Origin of the sequence: uncultured Formosa sp. (assembly GCF_947500765.1) — a bacterium.
Taxonomy (GTDB): Bacteria; Bacteroidota; Bacteroidia; order Flavobacteriales; family Flavobacteriaceae; genus Formosa.
Map to the genome: position 1 here is coordinate 34,366 of NZ_CANMTH010000006.1, position 21,592 is coordinate 55,957.

Below are 21,592 nucleotides of genomic sequence, written 5' to 3' on the forward strand. Positions count from 1 at the left end.
AGGCACTAATGACATTCAACCTTAAATATTTTATCGCATTTGTTTTACTACTTTGTACAGAACTATTAATCGCCACAACTTCCGGATTTATTCGCCATACATTTGGAGATTTTTTAGCTGTAATAGGCGTTTACGTTTTAGTTAAATCTGTATTCCATATTGAACCTATAACACTAGGCATTGGAGTTTTAGTATTTTCTTTTATGATTGAAACCCTACAACTCACTCCTTTTTTAGAACTCACAGGTTTATACAAAAGCAGAATAGCTCGTATTGTTTTTGGAAGCACCTTTAGTTTTGGTGATTTATTAGCCTACACCTTGGGTGTATTTACTATAATTATAATAGATACCACTCTTGGAAAAAAATATAAATTACCAGTAATTAAACGTGATAAAATAATTATTTAGTATGCTGTTTTATCTTCTTTTTTAGTCCACTCCTGAAAAGGCTCTAAAGCAATATCTCTAGCAAGTTGTGTAAACGGAATACTGCGTTTCTCGTATGGCAACGGAATTTCTTTATAAATAAAGGCATCATCAAACCCTATATTTGCAGCATCTTCTTGATTACTTCCGTAATACACTTTATCTGGACGGGCCCAATAAATGGCACCTAAACACATCGGGCAAGGTTCGCAAGAGGTATAAATCTCGCACCCTTCTAATTGAAATGTATTTAGGTTTTTACAAGCATCTCTAATCGCTGTAACTTCTGCATGTGCCGTTGGATCGTTAGTTGATGTGACCTTATTGTTACCACGTCCAACAATTTTTCCGTCTTTAACAACAACGCAACCAAAGGGTCCGCCTTCGTTATTATGCATTCCCCGTAACGCTGCATTAACAGCTTCTTTCATAAATTTTTCTTTGCACATGGTCTTTGTAATTTTATATAGAATACGACGTAGTAGGTTGTATTCTGAATTCAAAAATGACTATTTTATTTTAAAATAAGTCAAAAAAACAGCTATTTTCAATCAAAAAATTAGAAATCATATCACATTCAGTGTTTTAGAGACACCAAAAACGGAAACTCTTAACAATCGTAATATTCCTTCTCGAAAGTCACTTTTTTACCGGTTAATTGTTCAATATTTTCTACATAATTATCGAAAGCTTTGCATACTCCTCTTAAAACGCTGTGATATGTTTTATCAGTTGTTATTATATATAATTCTGAACCTCCTCTACCTCTAGCGGGCAAGATATTACGAATACTAAACGAATCTATTTCTGCGATATCAAATGTTTGTGCATATCCCTTAGCAGAGCATCCAATTTTATTATTCGCCGTATCTGTCCAAATAATAGTTGTCGCTTGAAACGCTGCCGTTATAGCATTTGGTCTGTATGTAATACGCGCGTTTCTCATGTAATCTTTAGGGCAATTAAAATCGCCTTGTAAAGTTAAAACGTTAGAAATTACAATGTCTTTCTCATACGCTTCATCCATTAATAACTTAGGATATTCTCTGTTATTCTTAATAGTTATAGAGGTGTTACCTGCATCAAATTGCCACTTCGAATCGTATGTATAACAAATAGACAAACTGATGTTATTTAAATTGAATATTAGATTTTTCTGATCGTCTCTTTCATATCCATTAAACGTTTGATCTTTAAACACATCTTGTAGAAGTACCCTTTTTAAATCGTAATAACTATCGTCTGTACCTAATGCGCTATAGCAATGGCTATAAAAGTGCAATACAGGAACATCGGTTCGTGGATTATCAAAATACGCGTGCAGGGTGTTTAGTATAATATTCCCAATACGAACAGGATATTTAAATTTTAGTAGTTTTTGATTGTAAGGAGATGTTTCAAAATAAACGTGCGGATTTTGTTGTATATCGGCATAAGTCGTTTCCCATGAAAGAAATACTTTTGGTTCTGATTGAATCTCATAACCAGCATTATAATCTGTATAATTTTCAGTTAAAACCGTATAATTTTTAGGATATTTACGTATCCAGATTCTCTTTTTATAACGCTCTGACTTATGAACATTATGAAAAAACACATCATTATTAAAATGAAATCTCTGCGACAATTGAGTGTATACTTCCTTAAAACCTTTAAACGTTACAGGAATATCGTTTTGATGGTGATCGAAAAGAAACAAGTAATTATCCCCATCCCCCTTTAAATTAATGTAAGCATATTGTAAATCGTCCAGATTAACCAAGCTGTTATATATACTCCTTTCGCTATAATCTTGGCAAATTAATATATTATTTTCTATGCTTACTTCGCCATTAGCTGTTGGCTTAGGAAACAGATTATTATGCGCTTGATTGTTCCCAAAAAATGTATTTATAATACTCATAGCAGGTTATAAATTGTAGATTACTATAGTCACGCCCTCCATATAAAAGAACTAAACATCTAGCAAAAATACTAATGATAACAAATGATTAGGTAATAAATGTTATTTATTATTTTTCTGTTTCTTTTTCCAAATCACATAAAAGATTACCATGAGTATGGGTAGAATTACAAAGACAATAACATCGAACGGATCTGTAAAATCTATAGGCGTATTATCATCTGGGTTCGGAGTTCCTAAAGGCAATTGTGCTAATAATTTATATGCTGTATTTATCATAATTTTTTCTGGTTTATATGAAGTAAAATATATTTAAGCTCTATTAAAAGCTATTGATTATAGATACTGTAATGTTAAGATACTGTAATATTTTTAAAGATAACAGATACTTTGCATTTGCGTTAACATCTATTAGAATAGAGCAAAGATAGGATGAGTTCCAATCCTACCTTTACACTATGTTAAGGCATAATAAAGTGCCAAGTGAACACAAAAAGCAAAGAACATGGAGACTGAAACAAAAAAAAACACATTTAAAACAATTAATCCTACAAATGGCACACCGTTATCGACATATACCTATATGACAGATAACACTGTGAACGAAAAAATAGAAGCCTCGCATAAAGCATTTTTAGATTGGAGACACCAACCATTTGAAGCACGTGCCAAAATTATACAAGCTATTGGTGAAGAATTACAACATTATAAAACGGAGTTAGCAGAACTTATGACCGACGAAATGGGTAAACTCCTTACCCAAAGTCAGCAAGAAATAGATATTTGTACTGCCGTTTGTAAATATGCTGCAAATGAAGCTGAAATCATACTTAAGCCTGAAGAACGTGAATTATCTAATGGCTTTAAAGGACGTATTACCTACTCGCCTATAGGTATTATATATGGTATACAACCTTGGAACTATCCCTCTTACCAAGTTATTCGTTATGCCATTACTAATTTAATGGCAGGAAATAGTATATTATTAAAACATGCGTCGAATGTAACAGGAACTGCAAAACTTTTAGAATCTATTTTTAAAGCTGCAGGCTTACCAGATGGTTTATTCACTGTATTGGTTATTAATCACGACCAATCTGATGCGATTATTAAAAACAAATTAGTACGTGGTGTAACCTTAACAGGTAGCCCTGAAGCAGGTAAAATTATCGGAGAAAAGGCAGGAGCACAATTAAAAAAATCTGTTATGGAATTAGGAAGTAACGATGCCTATTTAATTTTTGAAGATGCAGATATTGAGCTTGCTGTAGCCGAATCTGTTAAAGGTCGTATATACAATAACGGAGAAACGTGCATTGCTGCTAAACGGTTTATAGCTACAGATGCGATATATGATAAATTTAAAGAAGCGTTTGTAAAAGCTATGTCTGAGTTAAAACTCGGAGATCCTAAAGCAAAAGACACCGACTTAGGACCAATGGCAAGGGCCGATTTAAGAGACAAATTACACGAACAACTAACAGAAAGTGTAAATAAAGGCGCCAAAATATTATGTGGTGGTGCTCCAAAACAAGGTAACGGATACTATTATCCAGCAACTGTTTTAGGAGATGTTGCTCCAGGACAACCCGCCTACGACGATGAGCTTTTTGGACCAGTAGCCGCTTTAATTAGAGCCAAAGACGATGAAGATGCCATGCGCATAGCCAACGATAGTCGTTTTGGACTTGGAGGAGGAATCTTTTCTAAAGATGTTAAACGCGCTGTACATTTAGCAGATAAATATTTCGATACCGGAATGGTCTTTATCAATACTTTTGGTTTAGCCGATCCGCAAATGCCTTTTGGTGGCGTTAAAGATTCTGGTTACGGAAGAGAACATGGAGGATTTGGTTTGAAAGAATTTGTAAATATTAAAGCCATTACCATAGGTAAAACAAAATAATAGACCATCTATCTCAATTATTATAAAACGCTCTAATCAATATGATTAGAGCGTTTTTTTTAGCACAAATGCTGCACTTAAAACCTTTATTTCTAATTATTTTACAATTATCTACTTGTAAAACACTATATAACAACACCTTAAACAGGATTAACATTAATTTAATAGTATAACACTTTTGTATTAATAGTAATACTATTAAATTTGCGAGAAATAGTATTAATTATGATAGATTTACTCTCAACCTTCAAAATACAGATTCCTACAGGAGTGTATTTAAAAGATCCAGAATCTTCGGCTTTAGGAAAGCGCATTATAGAAAGTAGTATTGTGCTAATTAAAGAACATGGCTTCGAAGATTTCAATTTCAAGAAATTAGGCGAAGTTATCCAATCTAACGAAAGTTCTATTTACCGTTATTTTGAAAGTAAACACAAGTTGTTAGTGTACCTTACATCGTGGTATTGGAGCTGGATTGAACGTCAGCTTATAATCGAAACTTACAGTAATAACAATCCGGAAGACAAGCTAAAAAAAGCAATACTGGTTGTGAGCAGAACAGCAGAGCAAGATCAACAATATAGCCATATTGATGAAGTGCTTTTAAATAAAATAATTATTCACGAAAACTCGAAATCTTATTTAACTAAAAATGTAGATTCAGATAATAAAGAAGGTGCTTTTATGCCTTATAAACGTGTTATTCATCGTTTATCAAAAATTATAACAGAGTACAATGCTAAGTATGCTTATCCTTTAAGTCTAGCAAGCACCATTGTAGAAGGCGCTTTACATCAGCATTTCATAAAAGACCATTTCATATCTATTACAAATTGTGATAATACCCATTCACCCTCAGATTTCTACATCGATTTAACACTAAAAACATTAGTTAATGAAAATTAAAGAGTTAACGCCATGGAGGCGTTTTTTAGGACTTCTAAAATTAGAACGTAAAGACATTTATCAAATAGGATATTACGCAGTTTTTGAAGGTATAGTTGGGCTGTCTTTACCTTTGGGAATTCAGGCCATTATTAACTTATTACAAGGCGCACAAACGTCTGCATCTTTATATGTCCTGATTATTTTAGTGACTTCTGGAGTTGCATTTTCTGGAGCATTACGATTGATGCAAATGCGTATTATTGAAACCATTCAGCAACGCATATTTACTCGTGCATCTTTTGATTTAAGTTATCGATTTCCGAAAATTAAAATGAGTGAATTACGTAATTATTATTTACCAGAATTAGCGAATCGTTTTTTCGATACATTAACCATACAGAAAGGATTATCTAAAATTTTAATTGATGTGCCATCTGCCCTATTACAAATAATATTGGCGCTGGTATTACTTTCTTTTTATCATGCCTTTTTTATGGTTTTCGGACTGTTATTATTAGTTCTTATTTATGTGGTTTTTAAGTATACTGCGCAACGCGGATTGGATACCAGTTTAGTAGAATCTAAATACAAGTATAGTGTAGCACACTGGTTGCAAGAGATTTCTCGTACTGTAATTAGTTTTAAAATTTCTGGCCGCACTAATTTAGCAATGCAAAAAAGTGACACTTTAGTGAATAATTATTTAGAGTCTCGAGAAAATCATTTCAAGATTTTAATGCTGCAGTTTATGCAAATGATAAGCTTTAAAGTTTTAGTAACTGCTGGTTTATTAGTTATTGGAGGACTTTTAGTATTAGACCAACGTATGAATATTGGACAATTTGTAGCTGCTGAAATTGTAATTCTATTGATTATAAATTCTGTTGAAAAATTACTTCTAGGCTTAGAATCTTTTTATGATGTATTAACATCTATAGAAAAATTAGGTCAGGTTGTAGACAAACCTTTAGAATCACAAAAAGGAGAATCGATTAAACAAAATGCCGAATTAACAATAGAATTAGCAAATGTCTCTTACAAATTACCAGAGCAAAACAAGCCTATATTAGACAAATTATCGTTTATTATAAACCAAAAAGACCGCATATGGATTAAAGGAGAAAGTGGTTCTGGTAAATCGAGTTTAATTCAACTTATAGCAGGTATTTTAGAACCCACTAATGGTCATATTTACGTTAATAATTTATCTATAGAAAGTTTATTCTTAAATGAATATCGTGCTCATTTAGGATTGTCTTTATCTGATGAATCTCCATTTGAAGGCACAATAAAAGAAAATGTGTCTTTCGGAAACCCTGACATTGATAACGAAACCATTTATAAGGTTTTTGATGAGTTACGCTTAACCGATTTCTTAAAACAACAACCTCAAGGCTTAAGTACCATTTTAAAACCCGAAGGAAAACAAGTGCCTTACACTGTGATAAGAAAAATACTTATTGCAAGGGCCTTAGTTAAGCAACCTAAAATATTAATATTTGAAGACCCATTAGATCATTTCCCAAAAGATGAAGCCGAACGTATTATTAAACTTCTAACAAGTCCAGAGAAGCCTTGGAGTCTTATAATAGTTAGTAATAGCGAACATTGGAAGGATACGTGTAACAAACAAATTACACTTAAAAATGGAAATATAATCAACGAATTCTAAGACTCATATGTTAAACATATCCCATAATCACACATCAGAACAGATCGATATAAAGAAATTTAAGTCTGGTCAGCATATATTTGACATTCAATACCATAAAATATTCAAAAAGCTCCTTTTAGTCTTTTTTATTATCATTGGAATTATCATGTTATTACCATGGACACAAAGTATATCTAGCTCAGGTAGTGTAACTACAATTAAACCAGGACAACGTCCGCAAACTTTACAATCTCAAATTCCAGGGCGTATTGAAGAATGGTTTGTACAAGAAGGTGATTTTGTAAAACAAGGCGATACCATACTTCGTATTTCAGAAATAAAAAGTGAGTATTTTGACACACAACTTACAGCACGAACAGGAAACCAGATTACTGCTAAAACCTCGTCTGTAGAAGCGTATAAAAACAAAGTAAATGCCTTAAGAAATCAAATTTCTGCTTTACAACAAGAACGTCGTTTAAAATTAGAGCAAGCCGAAAATAAACTGATACAATCCCGATTAAAAGTTACCACAGATAGTATGGATTTAGAAGCGGCTAAAATTAATGCAACTATTGCCGAAACACAATATCAACGTGCTGTAACTCTTGAAAAAGAAGGCTTAAAAGCGGTTAAAGATGTCGAAGAAAAATACGCTAAACTTCAAGATACTCAAGCGAAACTCATGTCTTTACAGAACAAGTTTTTAAGTACAAAAAATGAAGTTATTAATAGTCAGTTAGCGATTTCAACCATTAGTGCAACATATAACGATAAATTTGCAAAGTCTGAAAGCGATTTATATACAGCACAATCTATTGGATATAATGCAGAGGTTGAAGTTTCTAAATTAGAAAGTAGTTTAGCAAATTACACTAAGCGTAGTAGCTTACTTTATATTACAGCACCACTAGATGGCTACATTAATCAAACCATAAAGTCTGGAGTTGGAGAAACGCTAAAAGAAGGCGAACAATTGGTGAATATTATGCCTGCAAATTACGAATTGGCAGTAGAAATGTACGTGCGTCCTATAGATTTACCATTACTACACAAAGGTGAAAAAGTACGTGTGCAGTTTGACGGTTGGCCTGCAATTGTATTTAGCGGATGGCCAAATGTATCTTATGGAACCTATGGTGCTAAAATTATAGCGGTAGAAAATTTTATCAGTTCTAACGGTATGTATCGTGTGTTATTAAGCCCAGATGAAACCGATGTAGAGTGGCCAGAAGCAATTCGTGTAGGTTCTGGAGCACAAACCATTGCGTTATTAGACAATGTGCCTATTTGGTATGAATTATGGAGACAAATTAACAGCTTCCCTCCTAACTTTTACCAACCAGCAGGAGCTTCAAAATCGAAAACAGATAAAAACAGTTATTAATGCAAAAACTATTTACATATATATGCTTGATTTTTGTGACTGTGAATTATGCACAGCCTAACGACAGTGTTCTATCTTTAGAAGAATACTTGGGATATGTAAAAAACTATCATCCCGTTGTAAAACAAGCGCATTTATTAACTACTGAAGGAGAGGCCAAGCTATTAAAATCTAGAGGAGCTTTTGATCCTAAACTTTCGGTAGATTATAATCGGAAAAAATTCAAGGGTACAGAATACTACGATAAGCTAAATACGACCTTTAAAATTCCAACGTGGTATGGCGTAGAATTAAGTGCGAAGTATGAAAATACCGATGGAAAATATTTAAACCCGGAATACAACACACCTGAAGATGGTTTATATAGCGCTGGTATTTCTTTAAATCTTGCTCAAGGTTTACTAACCAATAAACGTATGGCAACGTTAAAACAAGCAAAATTGTATACCAAGCAAGTTGAAGCTAAACGCCAGTTAATGGTGAATGAATTTCTTTACGAAGCCATAACGACTTATTTTAATTGGTTAAAAAACTATCAAGCAAAACAAGTCTATTCAAATTATGTTGTAAATGCTAAAAATAGATTAAACAATGTTAAAAAAAGCTATTTTGCTGGCGAATACCCAGCAGTAGATACGCTAGAAGCGAGTATTAATTACAAATCTCGTTTACTAGATTATGAAAAATCAAGAATTGGATATGTAAAATCTACTTTAGAGGTCTCTAATTATTTATGGTTAGAAAATAATTTACCATTAGAATTAAAAGATTCTATTGTTCCCGACATACAAACTATTGATGTGATTGATGTTGTGCTTAATAGTTCTATTTTAAATAGTACCGACGAACTTATAGAAAACCATCCGAAACTTCAAGAGTTAAAACTTAAAGAAGATATCCTGACGGTAGACCGGAACTTAAAAAAAAACAACTTATTACCCATTGTGAACTTAGAATACAATTTCTTATCGTCTGATTATGAACACTTAGATACGTTTAATACTGCAGATTACAAAAGCGGACTTAAAGTTGTCTTTCCTTTATTCTTAAGAAAAGAACGGGGAGATTTAGCTATGGCTAAAATGAAATTACAAGATATCTCTTATGATATTTCGTTAACTAAAGTTACTTTAAAAAATAAAATTGAAGGGACTATTCAAGATATTGCCTCTTATGAGATTCAATATGATTTATTACTGGATTTAGTTCTCGATTATAAAAATATTGTAAAAAGTGAAGAACGTAAATTTAGCCTAGGAGAAGGCTCTCTTTTTCTAGTAAATTATAGAGAAGCAAAATTAATAGAAACGCAACTGAAGCAAATCGATTCTGAATATCAGTTATTCAATAAAAAATCAGAATTATTAAGAGTTTTAAACACCTTGTAATATTTTTCAATAAACTTTTAATAATTATAAACATATAGAATAAAAACCGTCCCTAAACATATGTTTAGGGACGGTTTTTTTTTATAAAATTTCCTTTTAAAATTATACTATTAAGCCTCTCCTCTAGCTGGATAATCTTTATTAATAACAAAATCTATAGACTTTAAAATAGCTATAATCTCTGGTCTTGCAAATGGCATTGTTTGTACAGACGACGCGTATAATGTGCGATCAGGACGGATTAAAAAGATAGCCGGTTCAACGAATGTTTCTGGCTCATCCTTTATACCTTTAGAAATATATAACCCCCAAGTTCTCGCTTCTTCAATTGGTAAATTATATCCTAATGGCACATCTGCAATATCCCAATCATTATAAGTTGCTTTAGCTATTGCTTCTGTATCAGCACTTATTGCAACAACGTTTACGCCTTTATCTGTAAAATCTTGAATATGCTTTTGTATAGTTTCGAGATACGTTTTACACACTGGGCAATGTTTCCCTCTATAAACCACCATAAGAGTGAAATTTTCGGGGTTTTGTTCGCTAAGTGTCCATGTACTACCATTTACTAAGTTTATTGATATATCTGGTGTTTCTGTTCTTGGTTTAATCATAATATGTGTTTTAAAAATTAAAAATAAAGTAATTAGATATTGAAATAAATCTAACTAATTAATAGTTTTAAAAGCACTTTCTATAGGAGTATTTCCTTGAAGAATTTCGAAAGTTGATGTATCTGTAGACTCATCACGTAAAGCTTGAATAAGTGTTTGAGCCACATCATCACGTGTAATTTCACCACGTTTAGATAATTTTTCAGCTAATTCTATTGTGCCTTGCCCAGCGTTATTATTAAGCGTTCCAGGTCTTACAATAGTATAATTAAGTGTAGATTTTTTTAAAAACTCATCGGCATTATGCTTCGCTTTTAAATACTCTTTAAGTTGATCGCTTTGTTCAGGATAATCTGCACCCATAGAACTTAACATTACAAATTTATTAATTTTAGCATCTTCAGAGGCTTTAATCATTTTTATGGCACCATCTTGATCGACTGATTCTACTTTTTTACCCCCAGATCCGGCTGCAAAAATTACTTTATCAATACCTTGAACGGTTTTAGAAACATCTTCTTCAAGGTCGCCGTGAACTGTTCTTATATTTTGTGTACTAAATGCTTTCTCTTGTTCTGCATTTCTTACCATTGCTATAGGTTCAAAATCTTGAGATCCTTTTAAATAATTTACTATAATATGTCCTGTGGTACCTGTGGCACCAACTACTAATACATTTTCCATTGTGTTATATTTTTACTGCAATTTACTCAGAATTTAGAGTAACTCTTGACTTAAAAACGTATAAAACTAACGCAAAACCTATTCGTACCCATTTATTTAAGTCTAAATACAAGACTATAATTAATTATTAAAGTGACGTTTATAGCACTATTAGATTAATATCTATTAATTAAATAATTAAAAAAAATATAAATAATTTTACCATTCTATAGGGCGGTAATCTTTAAGAAATTTACCACACCAATGTTTTCCTGTATTAATACCGTCTAATAACGGGTCCATAACACGAGCGGCACCATCTACAATATCTAAAGGCGGTTGAAAATCGTATTCCTCTTGTTTCTTTTTGGCTAATTCGGCAGGATCTTCGTCTGTAACCCAACCTGTATCTACAGCATTCATAAAAATACCACTTTTAGCTAATTCTCCAGAAGCTGTATGTGTTAACATATTTAAAGCTGCTTTAGCCATATTAGTATGCGGATGGCGAGATTCTTTAAACACACGATGAAATTTACCTTCCATAGCCGTAACATTTATAATGTGTTTTTGCCCGGTATTTTCTTTTTTCATTAATTCAGACAAGCGATTACACAATACAAAAGGTGCGACGGAATTTACCAATTGTACTTCTATCATTTCTGTGGTTTCTATCGCGCCTAGTTTTAATCGCCAACTGTTGGTCTTTCTAAGATCTACTTGTTGTAAATCGGCATCTAATTCTCCTTCAGGAAACACCTCTTCTACGACTAATGAATTATCAAAACTATACGGAATTTGAGACAGTTTAGCAGAAGCTCTTAGTCCAATTCCAGGTTCAGGACCATGCCAAGTGACAGGCATATTTTTATTAGATGATGCACCAGAAGTCAACGATTTTAATTCGTCTAAACAATTTGTATGATCAGCTAACATATCCTGAACCGCCTTTGGTAACGTATCTATAGCTTGTTCTTCCTTAGCCATTAAATGTGCATAAAAACCAGCAGGACGTCTTACGGTTTGTGCAGCATTATTAATTAAAATATCTAAGCGATCGTATTTCTGTTCAATATAATTACAAAAAATCTCGACACTTGGTATGTGTCTTAAATCCAAACCGTGAATATGTAAACGGTCTTTCCATAAATTAAAATCATCTTCTTTAGCAAAACGAATTGCAGAATCTACAGGAAATCTAGTTGTTGCCACAACCGTTGCGCCACCACGTAATAACATTAAAGTAATGTGATATCCAATTTTTAGACGAGATCCCGTAATTACAGCGACTTGTCCGTTAACATCAGCAGTTTGAAAACGTTTAGCATAATTAAAATCGCCACAATCGGTACACATCGTATCGTAAAAATGATGCATTTTAGTAAAAGATTCTTTACAAACATAACAATTTCGAGGCGTCTCTAACTCCGGTGTTTCTATAGTATCTAATTCTGCTGCAGCTAACAATTTAGGAGCCAAAAAGATAGGTGTTTCTCTGGCATTTCTAATTCCTGTTACTTTACGCGCTACACGATCCTGAACTTCTTTTTTACGTTTTGCATTTTTTTTAGCATCTTTTTTACGGCGAGCAAACTCCTCTCGACTCGGTCTAGAAAACAGCCCTGTAGCTTGTATTAAGGCAATTCTTTTGTCCTTTGGAATATCGAAAATTAGATTCGTGTCTGTATTCAATTGTTGTAATACATATAAGCAATTATCTATTTGTTTTTCACTTAACTCGACTTCACCTTCATGCTTTACTTTCATATATTACTATTTAATACGCGAAGATAGGCTATATTCTTCGATATATACAACAAGTAAATTGATCGCTTTATCATTTCACTTTAGACGTTACATTGTCTAAAGTGAAAAGTAAACAGTGATATTATTTCTTCTATATTTAAGGTTAAAATCGATATAATTCAAAGTCATGTCTTCTAAAAACACTTCAAAACACGCACTTTATCTATTAGTAATTATGTGTTTATTCAGTATAAAAATGATTTCAAACCCTTTAATTCGGTTAGATTCTACACGATTAGCAAGTGCTAAAAATAGAATTACTAACGGCACAGCATCTGAAAAAACACTTGAAGCTTATAAAAACCTATTACAACATGCTAACCGTGCATTAAAACTAGATAATCCCACAGTATTAAATAAAAGCATATTACCACCTTCGGGAGATAAGCATGATTATTTGAGTATTAGTCGGTATTGGTGGCCAGATCCAAGCACAGAAAGTGGATTACCTTGGATTCGTTTAGATGGAAAAACAAACCCTGATACCCAAACTGAAGCTGTAGACAGAAAACGTTTAGCTGTTATGGGAAGAACTGTTTGTGTATTAAGTTTAGCCTATTATTTTACAGAAAATGAAACCTACGCAACAAAAGCCATAAGCATGCTTGACACCTGGTTTATAAATCCAGAAACACTTATGAATCCGCATTTAAAATTTGGACAAAGTATTCCAGGTAAACCTAACACTAGACCTTTTGGTATTTTAGATGGACGATCTATCGTTCAGTTTATTCCAGATGCGATACATTTAATCTCAACATCTAAACAATGGACAGATACAAATCAGTTAAAAATGACGGCATGGTTTACAGCGTATTTAGAGTGGTTAACTCAGAGTCCGTTAGGAATTAAAGGAAGTCTGCTTAACAATAATCACGGATCATGGTATAAGTTTCAAGTTGCTGCTTTAGCTATGTATTTAGGAAATAAAAACCTAACAAAAAACACAATTGTAGCCACGGAAAATAGTTTAGAACAGATGATAAATACTGAAGGCGGACAAGTTCATGAACTAGAAAGAACACGCTCTTTTTTTTATAGTTGCTTTAACCTTGAAGCTTTAATAAGTATTGCCAAAATTGGTGATTATGTGAATTTAAATATGTGGACTTATGAAACTGAAAGTAAAAAGAGTTTAACTCTAGCATTACACTATTTAACAGCTGTGATTGATGGAGCACAATGGAATCATGATACTTTAAAAACAGTGGAAGTATCTAATCTTTTGCCAATAGTTTCAGCATTTTATGACACCTATAAAACTGAAGAATATCGCAGCCTTCTAAAGGCTATTTTAACGCAAGTAGAAGACCATACAAAAGACACTAACCTACAAGAATTTTGGTTATTTCATCCCGATTTTAATTAGAATTAGTTACAGTAATTACAGCAAAGATACAGATAAAAAAAGCCCATCTTATTTTAAGATGGGCTAATATATTATATAAAAAAAACAGAATTTAATTCACCGATTTTAATTCAATGTCGAATATTAACACCGCACCACCTGGAATAGTATTATTTCCATAACGTCCGTAGCCTAAATCTGATGGAATTAATAAGGTACCACTTCCACCTTCATTAAAGTACTGAAGACCTTCTTCCCAGCCTTGAATAACTTGGTCTAAATAAAAAGAAGCATCTGATGAGCCTTCATCAAAAACTTCACCATCTGTATAATATCCTTTATAATTTACAGTTACATACGATGTTCCTGTTGGTTGTACGCCTGTACCTTGCTCGTCTATAACATAATACAATCCTGAATCTGTAACTTGGGCATCTAAGCTATTGGCATTTATATAATTTAAAATTTCTTGTTCATTTTCGGCGGTATAATCAATAATATCAATATCGAATACTAAAACAGAACCACCAGGAATACCGTTATAGTCTGAACTACCGTATGCTAAATGTGCAGGAATAATAAGTTTACCACTACCACCTTCGTTAAAATACTGAAGACCTTCTTGCCAACCATATATTACACTTTGTAAATTAAAAGAAATAGCATCCGAAGAAGCATCAAATTCTGAACCATTAGTATACGTTCCAACATAAGTTACAGTAACATCTGAAGTTGAAGTAATTTCTGCACCTTCTCCTTGTTCATCCATAACATAATACAAACCAGATCCGGTAGATATAGCATCTAAATTGTTAGCTGTTATATATGCTAAAATTTCTTGTTCATTCTCTGCTGCATAATTTATTGTTGTAGATGAATCGTCTGAACTACAAGACACAAAAAGCACTACAAAAAGTGCCATAAATACTGATTTCATATTTTATTAAATTTATTAAAAACAAAAATATACAAATGATATGGCTAGACACTGTAAAAACTGTTAAAAAATTTAACATCTGAATAAAGTAATTGCTTTTAAATACGATTTACTTACAAAAGGGAAGAAAATACAACATGGAATATTTTAATGTTATAAAAAAATGAATTTAAAGGTCTAAAAAACTTAAAAAACTATATTTGCGCTCATGTGGATGTATTTAGGTCTGTTATCGGCCGTATTTTTAGGATTACATAATTTATGTAAAAAACACGCCGTTCAAGGAAACGAAGTTTTTCCCGTGTTATTAGGAACCATTTCTTCAGGTTTATTAGTATTGCTTCCCTTTTATTTGGGATCTCAATTTGCGCCGGATTACACTAAATCTTTAGGGTTTTACATTGAATCTATTTCATGGCAAAAACACATTTTTATTTTTATAAAATCAGTTATCATGGCAGGCTCTTGGATTTTAGCTTACCAAGCACTAAAGCATTTACCAATTACAATTGTAACTCCAATACGATCTGCAGGACCATTTTTCACCTTTATTGGTGCTATTTTTATTTATCAAGAACGTCCAAACCCGTTACAATGGATTGGTTTTTTTTTAATAATAGGCTCTGTAATTCTCTATTCTAAAATAGGAAAAAAAGAAGGTATCGTTTTTACACGTAATAAATGGATTTTTGCCATTATTGCTGCTACATTTTTAGGTGCTTCTAGCGGATTGTATGATAAGTTTTTAATACAACGTTTAATGTTAACCCCGCAAACCCTTCAATTTTGGTTTTGTTTTTATACTGTTACTATATTATTAGTCATTTTAGGCTTTACTTGGTTTCCTTATGCAGAAAAAAGACAAGCTTTTAAATTTAGATGGTCTATCCCAGCTGTGGGTGTCTTGTTACAGACTGCTGATTATTTTTACTTTAAAGCGTTACAAGATCCAGATGCTTTAATTATGTTACTATCTGCTATAAAAAGAAGTCAGATTATTATTGCAGTAGTTATTGGAGGTTTAATATTTAGAGAACAAAACAAACGCAAAAAACTAGTGCCTTTAGGAGGTATTATGTTAGGCGTGTTTTTAATATTATATTCTTAATAAGAAAGCATTTGAGAATAGGGTATAAAAAAACCAGCTGTAATTTCTTACAACTGGCTTTAAATTAAGAACCAACTTAAAAGGATTAAAAAAACTATTTATTTAAATACGAACTTGCAATTGAGGCACGTTGTGAAACATGACTGTTCAATTGGCTTACAGCTGTTTGAAAATCTGAACTAGAATTTAAGAATGTGTAACCATCCATTTCTGTAGTAGCATACGGCTCGATTAATGACGAGTACGTTGCATATTTAGACTGCATTTTACTCACACTAAAGTAATTATCTATTGTTTCTTGCACATATTCATCATACTGTGCTTTATACGTTTCATCTGCGTACAAATACCCAATTAATGGCCAACTTGAACTACTTACATCAGAAAAATCTATAGATACAGCGCCTTGACCATTACCATCTTGTAGCGCCTCATTATTATCCCATGGAATCCAAGATAAACGTTCGGTGTCTGGATTATTATATAAGTAATAATTATGTGTCATTCTACCATACGTATCCCAGTTTTGAATTACAGTATTTACAGCTAAATATTTTAAAAATGTATCTGTATCTAATATAGACTCTAATTCTGCTCTCCAAGTTTCTGGATCTGTAGTTCTATTGTCTGCGTTTAAAGCGGTATACAATTCTTCTACATCTGTAAAATTGGCATCATCTTCATTGGTTTTCTTAACCAAATCATCTTCAGAATACGATCCCTCTGCAAAACTAGCACCATCGCCATCCGGTTTATATAGATTTCCATCATTATCAGAAAATTGTGTGTCAATTACGGTATCATCTACCTCTTCTACTAATGTATACACACCAAAATATTCTGGACCATCTCCATGATCTACATATACGGTATAAAATGCAGTATGCGATACAGCTAAACCGGCATCTCTAAAAACATCGGCTGCTACTTTTTCTCGTAACATTGAGTTATCATTATAATTATTTTTTAAACTCAACTTTTTAAACCCGTAAAATCTTTGGTTGTCGATCTGCGGATAATCATCTTCAAATTCATCAAAATCTAATTTAAAAGATAATTTTAAAATACCAGAAGACCAACTGGACTGTAAGCTTGAATTCCCTTTAAAACGAATACCTACACGGTACCATTCTATACCATTATAAAAAACTTCTCCTGGAATAAAAATAGGATCTTCATCTACATCGCTTAAAGAACTATTAGAATGAGAACCAAAAGTTCCGTACAATGTATTCATATCTGCTAACATCGCATCCCAGCGTTCTTCTGTAATTACAAGATCTATGCGTTTAATTGTTTCATCTTCAAAAACCTCATCAAAATCAGGATCTGCACTTTTACTGTGCGTTTCGTCTGTCCAATCTGTAGTTTCAAAATCGGTATCATCAATAACAATTTCTACACTGTCGTCTGTCTCTACATCATCTGATGATGTACTATCATCTCCACATGAATACAAGAAAACCATTTGCATAACAAAGAGACATGCAATTGTTGTTTTTTTCATTTTCAATACATTAAAAGTTTTGTCATTGCCCAAATTTCGATAATTAAATAGGACTATAATTTAATATTAAGTAAAGCGAACCACCTTTTCAGTGAATCCCGACTAGCACTCTGTAAATGAGAAAATATCTAAAAAATTACAACTCAAACATATTAAAAAAATATGAGCTTAATTTCCTTGTATACGTAACCATAAATCACTTATTAAGTGTTCTGCATCGTCACGGTTTTTAGGAGTCTCTATAAAATGAATTTGATTATTTTTATCTGTTTTAATTTCATATTGGAAGACGAAATTATCGGCATAAGGTTTCATGCTTAAAGTTCCGAAACGTAAATCATTAAAATATAAATTCTGATTGTTTTTAGAAATGGTATACCATCCTTTAGAAATGGCAATCATACGCTGTAACTTCGTATTTGTTTTAAACTCATCTACATACTCATGATGTTTTGGATAGCTATAAAAAGTAATGGGTTTAGTATCGAAAAAAGAATAATGCCCAACCAAATATGCTTCTTTTGTATCTACGTTTGCTGTCCATAAAATGGTATTTAAAGGAGAAGGTCTGGTATCTAAATCTGTATAATATATATCCTGATCTTGTAAAGCAGATTGAAATTTAGTAAAGGCTATTCCTTTTAAAATAACGGTAATCACTAAATAAATGGAGCTTAAAACAAGTCCCCAATTATTATAGACGTTTCGTTTTTTAGCTTCTTTTTTTTGGCGCATGGCTAAAATTAAACACACTAAAAACGGCACGGTATATAAGGGATCGATAACAAATATGGTTTTGTATGCCACACGTAAATCTAGAGGCCAAAAGAGTTGTGTTCCCCAAGTTGTATGTGCATCTAATAATGGATGCGTAATAAACGCAAAAAAGAACAACCAAGACCAACCTTTTATGTTTTTATAACGTTCGAAGCGGGAGACAATCCATCCGAAAACAGGAGCAAAAATGATAGAAAATAATATGGAATGTGTAAAACCTCTATGGATTTCTAAAGCAGATACTGTATCTGTAACATGAGAGGCCAACACATCTAAATCAGGTATTGTGCCCGCAATGGCACCATATAACATGGCTTTATTTCCAACTTTCCTGCCTAAAACAGCTTCGCCAACTGCGGCTCCTAAAACAATTTGTGTAAGTGAATCCATAAGTAATTACAAACATACTTGAAGTTATGCATACCACCTCAATGTTTTAAAAATAAAAGAGACCTGTAATCAAACTTTTGAAACCCCAATTTTTAAATAATGTTAAAAATTGAGGCCTCTGGATTTAACTATTTATTAAACTTAAACAATACGTATTTAAAATGGTTTTCATCGTGCTTTACAAATGGGCATCGAACCAAAAATCAATTTCTATAGGTTCATTACGCTTTCCGTCTTCTGGAAGTTGTTGGTTTTTAGATTGACCACCACGACCTCCTCCTCCGGGAGGTCTTCCACCGCTTCCACCAAGTTCACGTTGTTCATTTCCAAAATCTTCAGATCTATTTTCTCTATTCGATTTATCTTTTTTAGTCGTTACGACACCTATTTTCAATTTAGAAAAGTCTTGTTTACTCTTCTCCTTAATCTTATGTTTTGGAAGTGTTAATTGATAATTTAAAACGCCATCTGCTTCATTATATGTATACACAGCTGTAATACCTAAACTATTTAAAAGCACATTAAAAATGTCTGTATCATTATATAAAACAAATACAGCTTCTTCAGAAAAATCTACTGTAACTAATGCTTTAATGGTTTGTCTCATTTGCATAACCTCAGCATCTGTTTGAAAATTGTTTGTACGTTCTTCTACAGGTTTCTTTGAAATTTTAAGCGGTTCTTTGGGATATGTTATTGAGACTTTTTTATTTTCCTTCCCTTTTAAATCAAAATACACTGTTAGTCCATGATGTAAAATAGACATGATGGTTTTCGGGTCTTGCGTACTTATATTTAAAGTGATGTTAGTCTGATTATCGGTAACGAGATACTCTATATTACTATTAGAAATAGAAATGGTATCTAAAAGCATAAGCGATTTCTCTGTACATGCATATACAGACCCCATAGCGCCAAACGCCATTAGGACAATCATAATTTCTTTCATAATACAGTTTTTTATATTATGATATAAAACTAAGTGGCTTTGGTTAACTTATAAAACAATATATACTAATAGCCTGATTAAATCTATGAATAAGACTATTATAAAGATGTGAATTTTGAATATATTGCTAGTTTAGTGTACTAACTACTAACTGTTTAATGAATTCTGATTTATAAACTCTAAAAACTTAGGTTTATATTGTTCTGAAACAGTAATGCGTTGTTTGTTAATTATTATTTGACTTCGTTCTATGACTTCTATGTTTTTAAGCGATACTATGAATGAACGATGAACACGCATAAAATCTGATGCAGGAAGTTCTTCTTCTAACGATTTTAAGCTCATTAGAGTTAAAATAGGTTTTGGATTATCTTTTAACCAAATCTTGATATAATCCTTTAATCCTTCAAAATATTGTACATCTGCAAGTTTAATACGTAATTGTTTGTATTCTGATTTTACAAATAAGAATTCTTTTTTATCTGTAGACGCTGTGGTTTTAACCTGATCTTGAGAAGAACCTTTAAGTAAATTAAACCAAGTTCTTGCTTTATTTGCTGCGGTTAAAAACTCGGCATAATCGAATGGTTTTAATAAATAATCTAAGGCTTCAACTCTAAATCCTTCTAAAGCATATTGGTCGAAAGCCGTTGTAAAAATAATTCGGGTGTCTTTAGAAATCATTTTAGATAATTCCAAACCTGTTAAATCTGGCATTTGAATATCTAAAAACAATAAATCTACGGTTTCCGTTTGTAAATATTCCATGGCATCTATAGCACTACTACACTTCTTTTTAAGAGCTAAAAAAGGAGTTTTCTCTACATAACTTTCAACCAAATTAAGTGCCATTGGTTCATCATCTACAATTACACAACTCAGTATTAAAGTTTCCATAGGCTTAAGTTTCTATTTGTAAATCTACAAAAAACCGTCCGTTTACAACCTCTGTTTTAAACACATGTTTGTTAGGATATAACAATTCTAAACGTTTTTTTAAATTTTGTAAACCAATTCCAGAACCACTCTTATCGCTTATTTGCTTTGGATAGTTATTATTTACAATTTTAAAAATCACAACATGCTCTTTAACAGACATATCTATATATATTTCACTTTCTTTATTTGCAGACACACCGTGTTTAAAAGCATTTTCTATTAATGAAATAAATAAAAGAGGTGTAATTTTAATGCTATTTCCTTCTGAAGGAAAGGTTGAAATGACTTGTGTTTTATCAGAAATGCGCAATTTCATGAGTTCTAAATATTTTTTCATAAAATCGATTTCCTTTGAAAGCGGAACCTTTTCAATATTTGTTTCATACAATAAATAGCGCATTAATTTACTTAAACTATGTATTGTAGATTTAGCTTGTTCGGGAGAAACATCGACTAAAGAGTAAATATTATTTAATGAGTTAAAAAAGAAATGGGGTTGTAATTGATATCGTAAATGTTGTATTTCTGATTGTAACTTAATATTAGTCGCTTCCTTACGTTCTGCTTCTGTAGTCACTAAACGTTTTGTTGTTTTAAGTGCTATTGAAAATAACAGCGGAGCAAAATATGATAACATTTGCATGTAAATAAACATTTCGAATGGCGGTTTTCCATTTTCCCTTCTAAGATCGTTATCTACTAATTCTTTAAAGAGATTCGCTTCAATAAGTTCTTTTAATGCTAAAAAAATAGCTATAAAAAATACGTTTATAATAATAAACTGCACCATTTTTTTAGTGAATAAAAATTTATCTACGAAATAGAAAAAATTCAGATAAAAAATCATGGCATAAAACACCAATGGGATCCAGAAATGAGCGATAATTCTATTAATATCTCGCTCTTGCTGATACGACAAAAAATAAGGCATACTAAAGAGTACAAGCCAAACTAGAGCGTGAGAAAAAATGACTATATATTTATTCTTTTGCATTAG

The 21,592-nt window shown here is 32.2% G+C and carries 20 protein-coding genes; 8 read left to right on the top strand and 12 right to left on the bottom strand.

Annotation, left to right across the window (positions count from 1 at the left end):
• The first annotated feature begins 8 nt into the window (after window positions 1-8).
• Window positions 9-410, top strand: a complete 402-nt coding sequence (locus Q1B05_RS11745) for a DUF2809 domain-containing protein (RefSeq protein WP_299780877.1) — start codon at window positions 9-11, stop codon at window positions 408-410.
• Here Q1B05_RS11745 and Q1B05_RS11750 read toward each other — a convergent pair.
• The 3 genes from Q1B05_RS11750 to Q1B05_RS11760 all read right to left on the bottom strand — a co-directional run bounded on the left by Q1B05_RS11750 (window position 407) and on the right by Q1B05_RS11760 (window position 2,610).
• A complete protein-coding gene (locus tag Q1B05_RS11750) occupies window positions 407-877 on the bottom strand; it encodes a nucleoside deaminase (protein WP_299780880.1) in 471 nt (156 codons plus the stop codon). The genes Q1B05_RS11745 and Q1B05_RS11750 overlap by 4 nt on opposite strands.
• A 161-nt stretch (window positions 878-1,038) precedes the next feature.
• Complete coding sequence (locus tag Q1B05_RS11755; protein WP_299780882.1) at window positions 1,039-2,331, bottom strand: hypothetical protein; 1,293 nt, start codon at window positions 2,329-2,331, stop codon at window positions 1,039-1,041.
• A gap of 102 nt (window positions 2,332-2,433) precedes the next feature.
• Window positions 2,434-2,610 carry an adenylosuccinate synthetase gene (locus Q1B05_RS11760; protein WP_299780884.1) on the bottom strand — a complete coding sequence of 59 codons (177 nt, stop codon included), beginning with the start codon at window positions 2,608-2,610 and terminating at the stop codon, window positions 2,434-2,436.
• A gap of 226 nt (window positions 2,611-2,836) precedes the next feature.
• Between Q1B05_RS11760 and Q1B05_RS11765 the strand changes: the two genes are divergently transcribed.
• From Q1B05_RS11765 to Q1B05_RS11785, 5 genes are all read left to right on the top strand, one after another.
• Complete coding sequence (locus Q1B05_RS11765; RefSeq protein WP_299780886.1) at window positions 2,837-4,237, top strand: NAD-dependent succinate-semialdehyde dehydrogenase; 1,401 nt, start codon at window positions 2,837-2,839, stop codon at window positions 4,235-4,237.
• 225 nt (window positions 4,238-4,462) lie between these two features.
• Window positions 4,463-5,143, top strand: coding sequence for a TetR/AcrR family transcriptional regulator (locus Q1B05_RS11770; protein WP_299780888.1), 681 nt, complete (start codon window positions 4,463-4,465; stop codon window positions 5,141-5,143).
• On the top strand, window positions 5,133-6,797 hold the full coding sequence (locus Q1B05_RS11775) for a peptidase domain-containing ABC transporter (protein ID WP_299780890.1): 1,665 nt from the start codon (window positions 5,133-5,135) through the stop codon (window positions 6,795-6,797). The genes Q1B05_RS11770 and Q1B05_RS11775 overlap by 11 nt, the downstream gene beginning before the upstream one ends.
• Window positions 6,798-6,804: 7 nt before the next feature.
• Entirely contained in the window at window positions 6,805-8,166 is a 1,362-nt protein-coding gene (locus Q1B05_RS11780; RefSeq protein ID WP_299780892.1) for an HlyD family efflux transporter periplasmic adaptor subunit, read from the top strand.
• Window positions 8,166-9,554, top strand: coding sequence for a TolC family protein (locus Q1B05_RS11785; RefSeq protein ID WP_299780894.1), 1,389 nt, complete (start codon window positions 8,166-8,168; stop codon window positions 9,552-9,554). Before Q1B05_RS11780 ends, Q1B05_RS11785 begins: the two co-directional genes overlap by 1 nt.
• Window positions 9,555-9,664: 110 nt before the next feature.
• On the opposite strand, the gene Q1B05_RS11790 is transcribed toward Q1B05_RS11785, so the two are convergent.
• The 3 genes from Q1B05_RS11790 to Q1B05_RS11800 all read right to left on the bottom strand — a co-directional run bounded on the left by Q1B05_RS11790 (window position 9,665) and on the right by Q1B05_RS11800 (window position 12,601).
• A complete protein-coding gene (locus Q1B05_RS11790) occupies window positions 9,665-10,171 on the bottom strand; it encodes a redoxin domain-containing protein (RefSeq protein ID WP_299780896.1) in 507 nt (168 codons plus the stop codon).
• Window positions 10,172-10,225: 54 nt separating this feature from the next.
• Window positions 10,226-10,855 carry an SDR family oxidoreductase gene (locus Q1B05_RS11795; RefSeq protein ID WP_299780898.1) on the bottom strand — a complete coding sequence of 210 codons (630 nt, stop codon included), beginning with the start codon at window positions 10,853-10,855 and terminating at the stop codon, window positions 10,226-10,228.
• Window positions 10,856-11,053: 198 nt separating this feature from the next.
• Entirely contained in the window at window positions 11,054-12,601 is a 1,548-nt protein-coding gene (locus Q1B05_RS11800) for an SDR family oxidoreductase (RefSeq protein WP_299780900.1), read from the bottom strand.
• Between the two features lie 166 nt (window positions 12,602-12,767).
• Between Q1B05_RS11800 and Q1B05_RS11805 the strand changes: the two genes are divergently transcribed.
• Window positions 12,768-14,009 carry an alginate lyase family protein gene (locus Q1B05_RS11805; RefSeq protein WP_299780902.1) on the top strand — a complete coding sequence of 414 codons (1,242 nt, stop codon included), beginning with the start codon at window positions 12,768-12,770 and terminating at the stop codon, window positions 14,007-14,009.
• Window positions 14,010-14,100: 91 nt separating this feature from the next.
• Here the strand turns inward: Q1B05_RS11805 and Q1B05_RS18735 are convergent, their stop codons facing one another.
• The gene (locus Q1B05_RS18735; RefSeq protein ID WP_366944375.1) at window positions 14,101-14,925 is read right to left on the bottom strand and encodes an FKBP-type peptidyl-prolyl cis-trans isomerase; all 825 of its coding nucleotides are present in this window, start codon (window positions 14,923-14,925) and stop codon (window positions 14,101-14,103) included.
• A 208-nt stretch (window positions 14,926-15,133) separates the two neighbouring features.
• Here Q1B05_RS18735 and Q1B05_RS11820 point away from each other — a divergent pair, with 208 nt between their 5' ends.
• Window positions 15,134-16,033 carry a DMT family transporter gene (locus Q1B05_RS11820; RefSeq protein WP_299780904.1) on the top strand — a complete coding sequence of 300 codons (900 nt, stop codon included), beginning with the start codon at window positions 15,134-15,136 and terminating at the stop codon, window positions 16,031-16,033.
• Between the two features lie 94 nt (window positions 16,034-16,127).
• On the opposite strand, the gene Q1B05_RS11825 is transcribed toward Q1B05_RS11820, so the two are convergent.
• The 5 genes from Q1B05_RS11825 to Q1B05_RS11845 form a co-directional block, all read right to left on the bottom strand.
• Complete coding sequence (locus tag Q1B05_RS11825) at window positions 16,128-17,540, bottom strand: CotH kinase family protein (protein WP_299780906.1); 1,413 nt, start codon at window positions 17,538-17,540, stop codon at window positions 16,128-16,130.
• Between the two features lie 168 nt (window positions 17,541-17,708).
• Window positions 17,709-18,707: a metal-dependent hydrolase gene (locus tag Q1B05_RS11830; RefSeq protein ID WP_299780908.1), complete on the bottom strand. Its 999-nt coding sequence runs from the start codon at window positions 18,705-18,707 to the stop codon at window positions 17,709-17,711.
• Window positions 18,708-18,885: 178 nt separating this feature from the next.
• Window positions 18,886-19,656, bottom strand: a complete 771-nt coding sequence (locus tag Q1B05_RS11835) for a hypothetical protein (RefSeq protein ID WP_299780910.1) — start codon at window positions 19,654-19,656, stop codon at window positions 18,886-18,888.
• 147 nt (window positions 19,657-19,803) lie between these two features.
• Window positions 19,804-20,553, bottom strand: coding sequence for a LytTR family DNA-binding domain-containing protein (locus Q1B05_RS11840; RefSeq protein WP_299780912.1), 750 nt, complete (start codon window positions 20,551-20,553; stop codon window positions 19,804-19,806).
• A gap of 4 nt (window positions 20,554-20,557) precedes the next feature.
• Window positions 20,558-21,589, bottom strand: coding sequence for a histidine kinase (locus Q1B05_RS11845; RefSeq protein ID WP_299780914.1), 1,032 nt, complete (start codon window positions 21,587-21,589; stop codon window positions 20,558-20,560).
• Window positions 21,590-21,592 lie beyond the last annotated feature (3 nt).